The organism is Mycobacterium sp. NPDC048908 (assembly GCF_043197955.1).
In the GTDB taxonomy this organism is placed as follows: Bacteria; Actinomycetota; Actinomycetes; order Mycobacteriales; family Mycobacteriaceae; genus Mycobacterium.
In genome coordinates, this window is the sequence record NZ_JBICUE010000004.1 from 256232 (window position 1) to 270630 (window position 14399).

At 64.9% G+C, this 14399-nt stretch carries 14 protein-coding genes and 1 pseudogene; 7 read left to right on the forward strand and 8 right to left on the reverse strand.

Annotated features, from left to right (window positions below):
• Nucleotides 1-462: 462 nt before the first annotated feature.
• A pseudogene (locus ACGFK1_RS13225) lies at nucleotides 463-1586 on the forward strand (IS110 family transposase).
• 337 nt (nucleotides 1587-1923) lie between these two features.
• On the opposite strand, the gene ACGFK1_RS13230 reads toward ACGFK1_RS13225, so the two are convergent.
• Genes ACGFK1_RS13230 through ACGFK1_RS13255 form a run of 6 tightly spaced genes read right to left on the reverse strand, consistent with a single transcriptional unit; the run spans nucleotide 1924 to nucleotide 7895 of the window.
• Nucleotides 1924-3090, reverse strand: a complete 1167-nt coding sequence (locus ACGFK1_RS13230) for a lipid-transfer protein (protein WP_393429202.1) — start codon at nucleotides 3088-3090, stop codon at nucleotides 1924-1926.
• The gene (locus ACGFK1_RS13235; protein ID WP_393429205.1) at nucleotides 3090-3491 is read right to left on the reverse strand and encodes a MaoC family dehydratase; all 402 of its coding nucleotides are present in this window, start codon (nucleotides 3489-3491) and stop codon (nucleotides 3090-3092) included. Before ACGFK1_RS13235 ends, ACGFK1_RS13230 begins: the two co-directional genes overlap by 1 nt.
• Complete coding sequence (locus ACGFK1_RS13240; RefSeq protein ID WP_393429207.1) at nucleotides 3488-4444, reverse strand: bifunctional MaoC family dehydratase N-terminal/OB-fold nucleic acid binding domain-containing protein; 957 nt, start codon at nucleotides 4442-4444, stop codon at nucleotides 3488-3490. Before ACGFK1_RS13240 ends, ACGFK1_RS13235 begins: the two co-directional genes overlap by 4 nt.
• Nucleotides 4441-5604 (reverse strand): acyl-CoA dehydrogenase FadE29, encoded by a 1164-nt coding sequence (gene fadE29 / locus ACGFK1_RS13245; protein ID WP_393429211.1) that lies wholly within the window; start codon nucleotides 5602-5604, stop codon nucleotides 4441-4443. Before fadE29 ends, ACGFK1_RS13240 begins: the two co-directional genes overlap by 4 nt.
• Entirely contained in the window at nucleotides 5604-6602 is a 999-nt protein-coding gene (locus ACGFK1_RS13250) for an acyl-CoA dehydrogenase family protein (protein ID WP_393429214.1), read from the reverse strand. Before ACGFK1_RS13250 ends, fadE29 begins: the two co-directional genes overlap by 1 nt.
• Before the next feature lie 18 nt (nucleotides 6603-6620).
• Entirely contained in the window at nucleotides 6621-7895 is a 1275-nt protein-coding gene (locus ACGFK1_RS13255; protein ID WP_393429217.1) for a cytochrome P450, read from the reverse strand.
• Between the two features lie 120 nt (nucleotides 7896-8015).
• Here ACGFK1_RS13255 and ACGFK1_RS13260 point away from each other — a divergent pair, with 120 nt between their 5' ends.
• From ACGFK1_RS13260 to ACGFK1_RS13285, 6 genes are all read left to right on the forward strand, one after another.
• Nucleotides 8016-9179 carry a steroid 3-ketoacyl-CoA thiolase gene (locus ACGFK1_RS13260; protein WP_393429220.1) on the forward strand — a complete coding sequence of 388 codons (1164 nt, stop codon included), beginning with the start codon at nucleotides 8016-8018 and terminating at the stop codon, nucleotides 9177-9179.
• Nucleotides 9180-9298: 119 nt separating this feature from the next.
• Complete coding sequence (locus ACGFK1_RS13265; protein WP_393430080.1) at nucleotides 9299-9649, forward strand: hypothetical protein; 351 nt, start codon at nucleotides 9299-9301, stop codon at nucleotides 9647-9649.
• Nucleotides 9650-9658: 9 nt separating this feature from the next.
• Nucleotides 9659-10114, forward strand: coding sequence for a nitroreductase family deazaflavin-dependent oxidoreductase (locus ACGFK1_RS13270; protein WP_393429223.1), 456 nt, complete (start codon nucleotides 9659-9661; stop codon nucleotides 10112-10114).
• Nucleotides 10111-10839, forward strand: coding sequence for a hypothetical protein (locus ACGFK1_RS13275; protein WP_393429226.1), 729 nt, complete (start codon nucleotides 10111-10113; stop codon nucleotides 10837-10839). The genes ACGFK1_RS13270 and ACGFK1_RS13275 overlap by 4 nt, the downstream gene beginning before the upstream one ends.
• Before the next feature lie 34 nt (nucleotides 10840-10873).
• A complete protein-coding gene (locus ACGFK1_RS13280) occupies nucleotides 10874-11323 on the forward strand; it encodes a nitroreductase family deazaflavin-dependent oxidoreductase (RefSeq protein ID WP_393429229.1) in 450 nt (149 codons plus the stop codon).
• A gap of 101 nt (nucleotides 11324-11424) precedes the next feature.
• Nucleotides 11425-12672, forward strand: a complete 1248-nt coding sequence (locus ACGFK1_RS13285; protein WP_393429232.1) for a histidine phosphatase family protein — start codon at nucleotides 11425-11427, stop codon at nucleotides 12670-12672.
• Here ACGFK1_RS13285 and ACGFK1_RS13290 read toward each other — a convergent pair whose 3' ends face one another.
• Together ACGFK1_RS13290 and ACGFK1_RS13295 are read right to left on the reverse strand one after the other, a co-directional pair.
• On the reverse strand, nucleotides 12673-13578 hold the full coding sequence (locus ACGFK1_RS13290) for an SDR family oxidoreductase (protein WP_393429235.1): 906 nt from the start codon (nucleotides 13576-13578) through the stop codon (nucleotides 12673-12675). It lies immediately after the preceding gene.
• 13 nt (nucleotides 13579-13591) lie between these two features.
• Nucleotides 13592-14398 carry an SDR family oxidoreductase gene (locus ACGFK1_RS13295; protein WP_393430083.1) on the reverse strand — a complete coding sequence of 269 codons (807 nt, stop codon included), beginning with the start codon at nucleotides 14396-14398 and terminating at the stop codon, nucleotides 13592-13594.
• Nucleotide 14399 lies beyond the last annotated feature (1 nt).

The following is a 14399-nucleotide window of genomic DNA, read 5'->3' on the forward strand; positions in this document are numbered from 1 at the left end:
GTGGGTCAGTGGGGCGCCCAGGCCGGATGCGCCTTCGATGGCCCAGCTGTGGTCGTTCCAGCGTCGGGCAAATCGCCGTAACTGCCGGTAGCCTTCCGCGCTGACGGCAACCGGGTGACCTGCAGGGGTTGCAGCGCGGCATCGACGGCAGCCGCGGTCCAGGACGCCTTGTGCGGTTGGTCCTCCCTTGTGTTCAACGAACGTGAGTAGCGGGAGGGCACACCAACTTTCGGCTTTGCAGGCCTCTCTGCAGCCACTCCCGGCCGACGGCGCCGGCTCGGGACGCAGGCCGTCTAAGAGCCAACCCGACTGGGCGGCAGGCATGAGAGCGAGCGATCCCCGCACCGGCACCTAAGCAACCTGGGCTGCAGACCCCCGATCACCTGAGGACTATTGAACAAGTTGGTATGGAGCGACCGCCGGCGTTGTGTCGGGGATTGCGGGCCGGGGCCTCGCTCACCCATGTTTGTGGGTTACCGGGTGGGTAGTGAGCCCGCCCGGTCTGTCCGACAGTGGTGGGAGGCCCCGGTATTCATTGAGCGAACGAGTGTTGGGCTGGACGTGCACGCACGTTCTGTTGTGGCGGCGGCGATCGACGGCGCCACCAGGGAAGTGTCGCAGACCCGGTTGACGCCGTCCCACGAGCACATCCCGGAGTGGATCAAGCAGCTGCCGGGACCGGCGGCGGTGGCCTATGAGGCGGGTCCGAACGGTTTCGGGTTGTATCGGGCATTGACTGGCGCCGGCATTCGATGCGAGGTCCTCGCGCCGTCGAAATTGCAGAAGCCCGCCGGGGATCGTGTGAAGACCGATGCCCGCGATGCACCTCATCTGGCGCGGTTGTTGCGCCTGGACGAGGTCACCTCGGTCTCGATCCCGAGTGCGAACCAGGAGGCCTGCCGCGACCTGGTGCGTGCACGCGAAGACTGCCGCGGTGACCTGATGAGGGCGCGTCATCGACTATCGAAGCTGTTGTTGCTCCACGGCATCGTCTATCACCAAGGTGCGGCCTGGACTGATGCACGATCGCTGGCTGCGCGCGCACGCGGTACCGCAGTTGCTGACGCTGGCGACGCGAATGGCCTTCGATTCCGACTATGAGCACGTGTTGATGCTGCAGGCCAGACGCCGGTCTGGTCTCGGCGATCGAGGACATCGCCGCCGACAGTGAGTCCACTGCAATGGTGCGCCGGCTGTCGTGTCTTCGCGGGGTGGGCACGTTGACCGCGTTCGCGTTGGCAGTTGAGATCGGCGACTGGGATCGGTTCACTGGCAACACGATTGGCTCGTTCGTCGGATTGATGCTCTCGGAGTCCTCGTCGGGTTCCACGCGGGCGCAGGAGCCGATCACCAAGACCGGAAACACCCACGCGCGGCGGCTGCTGGTCGAGGCGGCCTGGCATCACCGGTCCAAGTACTAGGCCAGGGCGGTCATGCGGGCACGGTGGGAACTGGCCCCGGCGGCGGCCTGCGCTCGTGGTCACGAGGGCAATTGTCGTCTCCACAACCGATGGTTGGAATTCCTGGCGCGACGTAAGCGGTCCACCGTGGCCAACGTCGCGATCGCCCGTGAACTGGCCCGCTGATGTTGGTCGCTGGCGGTCATGGAGGACTGATCGCCACGTGAGTGCTTCCTCACGCGCGATGGTGGCAGCGCGTGGATCGACCCGCGACACAACTATGAGCAGACCCGATGAAGTCGACGCGCGACCCTAGACACGCGGATGCGATCCAGCCGAAACCCCGTCCTGCGGTAGCCAACCCGCGAATATCAGTCTGACCGCGCGTCGCCAACCGACACGCTCACCACACGGCTCGCGAGAAAGCAACGAGGCGCCGTCGGGGTAGCTCCCCGACGGCGCCTCCCCGTGCCACTTGACGAAGTTCGCTATATATCAGTTGGCCAGGGCCGTTGCCCGATCGCTAGCCGAGGATCAGGCCCGAGGTCGGCACCCCGGTGCCCGCGGTGACCAGTACATGCTCGACGTTGTCCACCTGGTTGACCGAGCTGCCGCGAAGCTGGCGCACCCCTTCGGCGATGCCGTTCATCCCGTGGATGTACGCCTCACCCAGTTGGCCGCCGTGGGTGTTGATCGGCAGCCTGCCGCCGATCTCGATCGCACCGTCGGCGATGTAGTCCTTCGCCTCGCCCTGGCCGCAGAACCCCAACTCCTCCAACTGAATCAGCGTGAAGGGGGTGAAGTGGTCATAGAGCACCGCGGTCTGGATATCGGTCGGCCTCAGTCCCGACTGCTGCCACAGCTGCTCGCCGACCAACCCCATCTCGGGCAGGCCCAACTCGGGCCGGTAATAGCTGACCATCGAGTACTGGTCCGGGCTGGCACCCTGCGACGCCGCCTCGACGATCACCGGCCGGTGCTTGAGATCCTTCGCCCGCTCGGGCGATGTCACCACGATCGCGACGGCTCCGTCGGTTTCCTGGCAACAGTCGAGCAACCGCAATGGCTCCGCGATCCACCGCGAAGCCTGGTGCTCGTCAATGGTGATCGGCTTCTCGTAGAAGTAAGCCTTCGGGTTCTTGGCCGCGTGTTTGCGGTCGGCCACCGAGACCGCGCCGAAGTCTCTGCTCGTCGCGCCCGAAAGATGCATGTAGCGCCTGGCGATCATGGCGACCTGAGCCGCGGGGGTGGACAATCCGTGCGGATAGGAGAACGAGTTGTCCACGCCCGTCGAATCGGCGTTCTCGACCAGCCGCATCTGCACCTGGCCGAAGCGCGTTCCCGAGCGTTCGTTGAAAGCACGGTATGCCACAACGCAATCCGCGACACCGGTCGCGACCGCGATCGCGGCCTGCTGAATGGTGGCGCACGCGGCACCGCCCCCGTGATGGATCTTGGAGAAGAACTTGAGCTCACCGATGCCGGTGGCCCGCGACACGGCGACTTCGGTGTTCGAATCCATCGTGAACGTCACCATGCCGTCGACATCTGACGGCGTCAGACCCGCATCATCGAGGGCGTCGAGCACCGCCTCGGCGGCCAGCCGAAGTTCGCTGCGCTCGGAGTTCTTCGAGAAGTCGGTGGCGCCGATGCCGACGATCGCCGCCTTCCCGGACAGCTGACCCGGCATCACGCACCTCCAATCGTGAGTGTCGACGAGGCGATCACGTGGTCGCCAAGGCTGTTGCGGCCAACGATTTTCAGCGTGATCAGGTCACCGTCGATGGCGGTCACCTCACCCCTGAACGTCACGGTGTCGTAGGCATACCACGGCACCCCGAGGCGCAGTGCGATCGACTTGATCATCGCGCTCGGCCCCGCCCAGTCGGTGACGTAACGCTGAACCAGCCCGGTGTCGGTGAGGATGTTGACGAAAATGTCCTTCGACCCCTTGGCCTGCGCCTTATCGCGGTCGTGGTGCACGTCCTGATAGTCGCGGGTGGCGATGGCCGTCGACACGATGAACGTCGGGTCGCCGTACAGCGCCAGCTCGGGCAGCTTCGTGCCCACCTCCACCGTGGGTGCACTCATGCGTCAGGCTCCCAGGCGTAAAGCGTCCACGCCGGGCCCGAATCGCCCTCCGGGAAGTCGATATAGGTTGCGCGAACTGGCATTCCGATCTCCACCTCGGCGGGGTCCACGTTGCGGAGCTCGCCGAGCATTCGTACTCCTTCTTCGAGTTCGACGAGCGCGATGACGAACGGCAGCGTGCGGCCTGGCACCTTCGGCGCGTGGTGCACCACGAAACTGAACACCGTGCCCTTGCCGCTGGCCACCTGATACTCGATCGATGACTCTTTGTCCTGCCAGATGGCGGGCACCGGCGGGTGCTGCAGGCTTCCGTCGGGCCTCTTCTGGATTCGCAGTTCGTGGGCGTTGACGCCGTCCCAGAAGAACTTGGTGTCCCGCGACGACGCGGGCCGCATCATCGAGGCGGCATCGAGGTCTTCGGGAACTCCAGTGCCGCCCTTATTCTCGGCAGGCCGGAATTTCATGATCCGCCACATCATTTCGGCGACGTCCTCGTCACCGACCTGCCAGGTGATCTTCTGCGTGATGAAAAAGCCCTCGCCAAGCGCGGTGTTCTTCGGTCCGACGACGTCGGTCAGCTCGGCCAACACGCTGACCTCTTCGGCCGGTCGCAGATACCGGTGGTAGGTCTGCTCGCAATTGGTGGCGACGACGCCGACATAGCCTGCGTTGTCGAACAATTCCATGATCTTGGTCAGGGGGTCGTCGGCGGCCCGGCCACCACCGAGGCCCGCCATCGTCCACACCTGAATCATCGCGGGCGGGGCAACGATGCCGGGATGGCCTGCGGCCTTGGCGGCCTGCTCGTCGACGTAGATGGGGTTCTTGTCGCCCATCGCGTCGAGCCAGTGGTCGACCATGGGCTGGTTGACCGGATGGCGCCCGACGCGCGGCTTGCTCTTCCCCTCGGCCTTGACCTTCTCGGCCGCCGCCTGGATCGCCTCGACACTCACCTCGGAACCCTCGGCACTTTCAGACCCGACGCCGCAATCATCTCGCGCATCACCTCATTCACTCCGCCGCCGAACGTGATCACCAGATTCCGCTTCGTTTGCGAGTCAAGCCACTCGAGCAGTTCGGTGGTGGCCGGATCGGCCGGGTTGCCATACTTGCCGACGATCTCCTCGGCAAGTCGCCCCGCGTATTGGATGCGTTCGGTGCCGAACACTTTTGTCGCGGCGGCATCGGCGACATCAATGGTCTCGCCGGACGAGGCGACTTGCCAATTCAGCAGTTCGTTGACCCGCCACATCGCCTTGAGCTCACCGAGCGAACGCTTGACGTCGTCATGGTCGAGCGGGGTGTCGCCGTTGCTGCCCGGCTTGGCGGCCCAGTCATGCACCCGGTCGTACAGCGATGCGAATCGTCCTGCGGGGCCGAGCATCACGCGCTCGTTGTTGAGTTGGGTGGTAATCAGGCGCCAGCCACCGTTCTCCTCGCCGACGAGCATCTCGGCGGGCACATGGACGTCGTTGTAGTACGTGGCGTTGGTGTGGTGAGCGCCGTCGGACAGGATCATCGGCGTCCACGAGTAGCCGGGATCGGTGGTGTCGACAATGAGCATCGAGATGCCCTTGTGTTTTGCGGCACTCGGGTCGGTGCGGCACGCCAGCCAGATGTAGTCGGCGTCGTGGCCACCGGTGGTGAACACCTTCTGGCCGTTGACGATGTATTCGTCACCGTGACGAACCGCGGTGGTGCGCAGCGACGCAAGGTCGGTGCCTGCTTCAGGCTCCGTGTAGCCGATCGCGAAATGCACCTCACCGGCCAGGATTGCGGGCAGAAACTTCTTCTTCTGCAGATCGCTGCCGTAGGCCTGAAGCGTCGGCCCCACGGTCTGCAGCGTGACGGCGGGCAGCGGCACATCGGCGCGATGCGCCTCGTTCACGAAGATCGACTGCTCGATCGGGCCGTAGCCGAGGCCGCCGAACTCCTTGGGCCAGCCGACACCGAGCTTGCCGTCGGAGCCCATCCGCTTGATGACCGCGCGGTAGGCCTTCCCGTGCCGGTCCTTCTCCATCTCCGCCGTCTCTTCGGCAGAGATGAGATTCGAGAAGTACTCCCGCAATTCGGCCTGCAGCTTGCGCTGCTCGGGGGTCAGTTCGATGAACATCAAGCTCCCACCAGATCGAGTCGGTGTGAAGGGCCGCCCACTAGTCGGGTGAGGTCCTTGATCGTCGAGTAGTAGCGATCCATCGGGTATGCGATGTCCATTCCCATACCGCCGTGCATGTGATGGCAGAGCTGCATCACCGGCGGCGCCTGCGAGGCAAGCCAATACCCGAGGATGTCGATGTCGCTGTCGGCGTCCAACCCCTCGGACAGCCGCCACGCCACCGATGTCGACACCAAAGTCAGTGTGCGCGAGGCGATGTAGACCTCGGCGAGCTGAGCCGCCACCGTCTGGAACGTGGACAGCGGCTTGCCGAACTGCTCGCGGTTCGCCACGTAGTCCGCGGTCAGGCGCAACGCCCCTGCCACCAGACCCGCGGCGAACGAACCGATCGCGGCGAGCGCCAGCTGATTCACCCGACGCGGTTGCGCGCCCTCGATCACCCCGTCGGCCGCGGCGTCGGAGAACGTCACCGTGTACTCGTCGCTGTGGTTGGAGGTCGGTGTCTTGATCACCTCGACACCGTCCGCCTGCGGCGACACCACGACAACCGCGTTGGCGGCCGTCACAATGAGCCAATCAGCTTGAGCCGCATAGGAAACCGCTACCTTGGCGCCGTTGAGCTTGCCGTCGATGAACGTGGTGGACGGCAGGTCCGGCAGCGGTGAACCCGGCTCGTTGAGCGCGGCCGTCAGGATGCCGCCCTTCGCGACACCCGCCAGGTAGCGGTCCTGCTGGTCGTCGGTGGCGAGGTCCAGGAGCGGCAGCACGCCGAAGCCCAGGGTGGCCAGCGCCGGGCTGACGGTGCCGTGCCTGCCGATCTCGGTCAGTGCGGTGCTGATCTCGGCCAGCCCGACGCCGTCACCGCCGAGGCGTTCGGGTACCGCGAGCGCGGTCACGCCACCCGAGACCAGGGCATCCCAACTGTTGTCTCGCTCCAATACCGACGTGACGACATCGGCGACTGCCTGCTGCCCTTCGTCTGGGCTGAAGTCCACCCGAACCCTCCTCGACTACTAGTGGGCGCTGGCTTGATTCGCCGGCCCGCGGGCGGCTGGGCACTTACCGGTGTAGTCCACCTGCCAGTGCTTGATGCCATTGAGCCACCCCGACTTCAGCCTCTCGGGCTCACCGATCGGTTCGAGATCGGGCATGTGATCGGCGATCGCGTTGAAGATCAGGTTGATGGTCATCTTGGCGAGATTAGCGCCTATGCAGTAGTGCGCACCCGTTCCGCCGAAACCGACGTGGGGGTTGGGGTTACGCAGGATGTTGAACGAGTGCGGATCCTCGAACACCTCTTCGTCAAAGTTGGCTGAGCGGTACGACATCACCACCCGCTGCCCCTTCTTGATCTGCACACCGCCCAATTCGGTGTCCTCGAGCGCGGTGCGCTGGAACGCCGAGACCGGGGTGGCCCATCGGACGATCTCGTCGGCAGCGGTCTCCGGCCGCTGCGCCTTATACAGCTCCCACTGGTCGGGGTTCTGCGAGAAGGCGATCATGCCGTGCGTGATCGAGTTGCGTGTCGTCTCGTTTCCGGCGACCGCGAGCATCACCACGAAGAAGCCGAATTCGTCGTCCGACAGCTTTTCGCCCTCGATGTCGGCCTCGATCAGTTGGGTGACAATGTCCTCGGTGGGATTCTTCGCGCGCTCCGCGGCCATCTGCATCGCGTACTGGATGAGTTCGACCGACGACAGCGCGGGGTCGATGTGCGCGTACTCCGGGTCCTCACCCGCGGTCATCTCATTGGACCAGCGGAACAGCTTGTCGCGGTCCTCCTGCGGCACACCGAGCAGGCCGGCGATCGCCTGAAGCGGCAACTCACAAGAGACCTGTTCGACGAAGTCGCCGGACTCTTCCGCCGCGGCCGCCTCGGCGATCTTCTGAGCGCGGGCCCGCAGTTCGTCCTCCAACCGTCCAACGGCGCGAGGGGTGAAGCCACGAGAGATGATCTTGCGCAACCGGGTGTGCTGCGGCGCATCCATGTTGAGCAGCACGGCCTTCTGCAGATCGATGGCGTCACGCGTCATGTCCTGCGGCCAGACCGGGATCGCGCCGTCCGGCGAGCTGCCGAAGACTTCGTTGCGCTTGGACACCTCTTTGACGTCCGCATGCTTGGTGACCAGCCAGTACCCTTTGTCTCCGAAGCCACCTGTGCCGCCGGGAACGTCGACCCAGTGAATCGGCTCGGACTTGCGAAGCTCGGCGAGCTCAGCGACGGGCAGACCCACGAGGTTGCGCTCCGCGTCGAGGAAATCGAACTCGGCTGAGATGGGGCATGCCATAAAAAGCTCTCCTCAATTGCAACGTGTTCTAGTGCCAGTAAAACATGGCTTCTGTGCAGATAAAAGGCAGGTCGCCATCCTCGCTTGTCAGAATTATGAAACGTGTTCTAGCCTGGCGGAATGGGTAACCCTGTCATCGTTGAAGCCACCCGCAGCCCGATCGGCAAGCAGAACGGATGGCTGTCCGGCCTGCACGCCACCGAGTTGCTGGGCGCCACCCAGAAGGCATTGGTCGACAAGGCCGGCATCGACGCAGGTGACGTCGAGCAGGTCATCGGTGGCTGCGTCACGCAGTTCGGCGAGCAGTCCAACAACGTCACGCGTGTGAGTTGGCTGGTTGCGGGTCTGCCCGAACATGTCGGCGCGATGACCGTGGACTGCCAGTGCGGCAGCGGCCAACAGGCGAACGGATTGATCGCCGGGCTCATCGCGGCGGGCGCCATCGACATCGGTATCGCGTGCGGCATCGAAGCGATGAGCCGCGTCGGCCTCGGCGCCAACGCGGGTCCCGACCGCAGCATCCTGCGGCCAGCGTCGTGGGACATCGACCTACCCGACCAGTTCACGGCCGCCGAGCGAATCGCCAAGCGGCGCGGCATCACTCGTGAAGACATCGACCAGTTCGGCTTCGATTCGCAGCGCAAAGCCAAGCAGGCCTGGGCCGAAGGGCGGTTCGATCGGGAGATCAGCCCGATCGAGGCGCCGGTACTCGACGAGAACAAGCAACCGACCTCCGAGCGGGCACCCGTCAGCAGGGACCAGGGGCTGCGCGACACCACGCTGGACGGTCTCGCGTCGCTGAAGCCGGTGCTCGAGGACGGTATCCACACCGCGGGTACGTCGTCGCAGATCTCCGACGGCGCCGCGGCAGTGCTGTGGATGGACGAAGACAAGGCGCGCGCGCTCGGCCTGACGCCGCGGGCGCGGATCATCAGCCAGGCACTGGTCGGTGCGGAGCCGTATTACCACCTCGATGGTCCTGTCCAGTCGACGGCCAGGGTGCTGGAGAAGGCCGGGATGAAGATGGGCGACATCGACATCACCGAGATCAACGAAGCGTTCGCCTCCGTCGTGTTGTCGTGGGCCCGGGTGCACAACCCCGACATGGACAAGGTCAATGTCAACGGCGGTGCGATCGCGCTCGGCCACCCGGTCGGCAGCACCGGCAGCAGGCTGATCACCACAGCGTTGCACGAGTTGGAGCGCACCGATCAGAGCACCGCGCTGATCACGATGTGCGCGGGTGGCGCGTTGTCCACCGGCACGATCATCGAGCGAATCTAGTGGCTCCGGCGGGCAGGAGCGAAGCGACCGGGGAATCGGCTCCGGCGGGCAGGAGCGATGGGCCCACGCGCGCAGCGCAGGGGACGACCGGGGAATCGGCACGGTCGGACGAAGAACGGATCGCGGCCGCGCAGGCCTACATCGACGCGCTGGTGAGTCATGATGCCGACAAGGTTCCGTTCGCGCCTGGTTGCACGCGTATCGAATTCGGGGTGAAGACGGGTTTCTCGGGAGATCACTTGCGCCGCAGCCTGAATGACGGGCCGCAGTACCGGGTGATCCGGAATACCAGCGTCCCGGAGTTCACCGTCTCCGGGGACGTGGTGCGGGCGCGTTTCGACCTGGTGACCAAACCGTCGATCGCGGGTCGTCGGGTCGGCGCCCACATCGACGAGACGTTTCTGATTCCCGCCGAAGACGGCGCCATTCACCACATCAAGGCGGTCGTTTGGCCCTTCCTGACGTCATAGGATCGGCCCATGCCAAAGACCCGCCCGCGTTTCATGGACACGAAGGCCGCGGACTTCTTCATCAAGTGGATGTCGAGGCTGAACACCTACATGTACCGCCGCAGCGACGGCGAAGGGTTCGGCAGCGACTTCCAGGGCATCCCTGTCGCGCTGCTGACCACGATCGGGCGCAAGACGGGCGAACCCCGTATCAGCCCACTGTATTTCCATCGCGACGGTGACATTGTGGTCGTTGCGGCGTCCAAGGGTGGCAGCGACAACCACCCGATGTGGTATCTGAACCTCAAGGCCAATCCGAGGGTCAAGGTTCAGATCAAGAAAGAGATACTCGATCTCACCGCACGGGACGCCACCGATGACGAACGCGCCAAGTACTGGCCTAAGCTCGTCGAGATGTATCCGACCTACAACGACTACCAGTCGTGGACCGAACGGGTCATCCCGCTCGTGATTTGCGAACCATGACAACGGATTACGACCTTCACTTCTATTTCGATCCGGTCTGCCCGTTCGCCTGGATGACCAGCAAGTGGGTGCGCATGGTGGCGACGCAGCGGGACTATCGAGTGGACTGGCGTTTCATCTCGCTGCGCATTCTCAACGCACACATCGACTATGCGGCGCACTTCCCTGCCGATTACGAGGAGGGCCACACCGCCGGATTGCGGCTGTTGCGGGTGTGCGCACGACTGCGCGCGGAACGAGGACGCGACGCGGTCGGGCCGCTGTACGAGGCGATCGGCACCCGGATCTTCGACACCTCACGTGAGGTCGATCCACTGTCCGCGGCGGGTCAAGGTTCGCGGGAGATGCTGGAACCGCTGTTGCAGAAGATCGGACTGCCTGACGATCTGGTGCAGACCCTCGACGATGCCGGGTACGACGACGAGATCCGAGCCGAGACGGAGGAGGCGTTGGCGCTGACCGGTCGCGATGTCGGGACGCCGATCATGCACTTCCAACCCCCGGAGGGGACGGCGTTCTTCGGTCCCGTGATCAGCAGACTGCCCTCAGCCGACGACGCGGGCAGACTATGGGACCACGTGGTCGGCCTGGCCGAATTTCCTGGATTCGCGGAGATCAAGCGCAGCCTGCGCGAGCGGCCGCAACTGGCCAGTTTCGGAGTCGACACGGAATCGGTTGGCAAGGAAGAGGATTGGCACGGCGGCAGCCGGCGTCTCAAGAAGTAGTTTGCCGACCGCGGATAGCGGCAAGACAGTGGGCATGACCGAGCGCCACCGGATCCGCAACTCGAACGCGCTCGTCCTTGCTCTCAAGTACTTCTCACGTGCGCACATCTGGACCTACCAGCGCACCGGAGGACGCCTGGGCGCCAAGCTGCTGTGGTTTCCCGCAGCACTGATCACCACGACGGGGCGCAAAACGGGCAAGCCCCGCACCACGCCCGCGTTGTTCGTCCGCGACGGCGACCGCGTTGTGCTGCCTGCGTCGTTCTTCGGCCGTGGCGAGAACCCGATGTGGTACCGCAATCTCAAGAACAACCCGAAGGTGCACGTCCAGATTCGCGGTGAGCACCTCGACCTGGTCGCCCGCGACGCCACCGACGAGGAGCGCGACCGATACTGGCCGAAACTCATGCGGATCTACCCCCCGTACCGCAACTACCGGCAGGCGACCGACAGGGTGATCCCGCTGGTGGTCTGCGAGCCGTAGGGAAAGCATCCGGTCCGACCATAGACAGATGTGTGAAACTGTCTACTTGGTCCGTCAATATCCTCTACTGTGGGCGCGCCGCCGACTAGATGGAGTGAGTGATGCGCCGACTGTCTTCTGTTGCCGCGACGGTGCTGACCACGATCGCGTTGATGCTCGCGACTGCCTTGCCCGCATGGGCCGCAGAAGCGATGACGCTGACGTTCGTTCGGCATGGTGAATCTGCGGCCAACGCCGCGGGCGTGATCGACACGTCAGTTCCCGGCCCGCATCTGACCAGCGTGGGACAACAGCAGGCAGAGGACATCGCTGATGCCCTCAAAGGCAACGCCTATGACGGCGTCTACGCCTCGTCGATGATCAGAACGCAGGAGACGGCGCAGCCGCTTGCCGACAAGCTGGGCCTGCCCATCACGGTGCTGCCCGGTGTTCGGGAAATCGACGCCGGGGTGTTCGAAGGCCAGTCTGAGGATTCGGGACTTGGCCGGATCGGATACGTGCTGGGGCCGGTCGCGTGGACTCTCGGGGCACGGTTCGTGCCGGTGCTCGGGGCGGCCGACGGCAATGCGTTCGACGCCAGGGTCGACGACGCCGTGCAGACGATATATGACAGCGGTGACCGGAACGCGGTGGTGTTCTCACACGGGGCCACGATCATGTTCTGGACCATGATGAACGTCGACAATCCCGATCTGGGTCTCCTCCTGCGCCATCCGTTGGACAACACCGATGTCGTGGTGATCACCGGCAATCCGGAAGACGGTTGGACCCTGGAAAACTGGGCCGGCGTCGACGTCGCCGCGGAGCCATCGCTTCCGACGAAGTTGTTCGTTGACACCCGCAACGTCGTCACCGCGCCCCAGACCGCTCTCTATCGCATCGGACGGGCCTTCGCGGCAGGCGATGTCGCCGGCCTGGCGAAGGCGGTTCGCGACGGGGTCGTCGACGTCGCCACCAAGGTGGTCGGCTTCGTTCCCAAGGTCGTGGGTGACGTGGTGGACTCGTTGCGCGGTGCGACCCCGAATCAGTCGGCTCCACAAGAAGCCGCGACGCTGAGCGCAACCACCGGCGAGCGCACCACCGCGGAGACGCCGAAGACAGCGAAGCCTGCGAAGAAGACCGAAAAGAAGCCGGCCGAGAACACGAAACTGAAGAGTGGAAACAAGTTTCGCCCCGGCCAGACCGCCGCGACCACGCCGTCGACGCCGCAACCCAGTACGCCGAAGGACGATCCCGAAACCGTCACCTCTAACGATCAGCAGGCCACCGACACCACCGAGAGCACCGGGGCGACCAACAAGTCCGCCGCTGAAAGCGACCATGAGGCAGCCCAACAGCAGGCAGCGTAGCTAGGCGCCGTAGACCGGGACCGGCGGTCGGGTCTTCGCGAGCAGATCCTTGACCACCGGCCCCAGTTCGGCCGGATCCCAGCGCGCGCCCTTGTCTACCTGAGGGCCGTGCGCCCAACCCTCGGCCACCCGGACGATGCCGCCCTCGACCTCGAACATTCTGCCCGTGACGTCGCCGGACTCGACGCTGCCGAGCCACACCACAAGCGGCGAAACGTTTTCCGGGGCCATCGCGTCGAAGTCGTTGCCCTGGGTCGCCATCATCTCGGCGAACACCGTCTCGGTCATCCGGGTGCGCGCGGACGGCGCGATCGCGTTGACGGTGACGCCGTACCGGCCCATTTCCGCGGCCGCCACCAGCGTCATGGCCGCGATGCCTGCCTTGGCGGCACTGTAATTCGCCTGTCCCACACTGCCTTGCAGTCCGGCGCCCGAACTGGTGTTGATGATCCTGGCATCGACGGAGTTGCCCGCCTTCGACTGGGCGCGCCAATACGCCGCCGCATGACGCATGGTGGCGAAGTGACCCTTGAGATGCACCGCGATGACGGCGTCGAACTCCTCCTCGCTGGTGTTGGCGAACATGCGGTCACGGACGATACCGGCATTGTTGACCAAGACATCCAGCCCGCCGAATCGCTCGACCGCGGTTCGGATCAATTCCTCGGCCTGCTGCCAGTCGGCGACGTTCGCCCCACTCGTGACGGCTTCGCCTCCGGCGGCAGTGATTTCGTCGACCACACCCTGCGCAGCGCTGCCGCCGCCTGCAGGCGACCCGTCGAGTCCGACACCGATATCGTTGACCACCACGCGTGCGCCCTCAGCGGCGAACGCGAGCGCGTGCGCACGCCCGATACCGCCGCCTGCCCCCGTCACGATGACCACCCGGCCGTCGAGCAAACCCATATTCGGTGTCTCCTTACTTGAATGCGTTCGTTGTGGCCAGGTATTGCGGAGGCTCGCCGCCCCCGTGCACCTCGAGGCTCGCGCCGCTGATGTACGACGCGGCGTCAGATGCGAGAAATGCTGCGGCCCAACCCACGTCGGCCGGCTTGGCGAGCCTGCCGAGCGGCACAGTCCTCGAGATCGCCGCAATCGACTCCGCATCGCCGTAGAAGAGTTCGGACTGTTCGGTCTCGACCATGCCGACGACGACGGAGTTGACCCTGACCTTCGGCGCCCACTCGACCGCCAGTGTGCTGGTGAGACTTTCGACACCCGCCTTGGCGGCGCCGTACGGCGCGGTACCGGGAGTGGGCCTGCGGCCGCTGACACTGGCCACGTTCACAATCGACCCGCCACCGTCCTGCGTCTGCATCACCGCGTTCGCGTGCTGCGACACCGAAAGCGGGCCGAGCAGGTTGAGTTCGATGATCTTGCGGTTGAACTTCGCGCTCGCGTCCACGGTGAGCACATACGGTGACCCGCCCGCGTTGTTCACCACGATGTCGAGTCGGCCGTGGCGCTGCGCGATCGTCGTGATCATCGCCGCGACGGCGTCGTCGTCGCGAACATCGCAGGAATGGAACTCGTACGGGAGTCCGTCGACTTCGCGCCGTGCACACGTCACCACTGTGGCGCCCTGATCGGCGAAGACGGCGCTGATTCCGGCGCCGACGCCGCGGACACCCCCGGTCACCAGGACCACCCTGTCCCTGAGCCCGAGGTTGATGTCAGCGGCGTCGGTCACTGTGCTAGCGTACCAAGCAAGTGCTTGCTTAGGTATC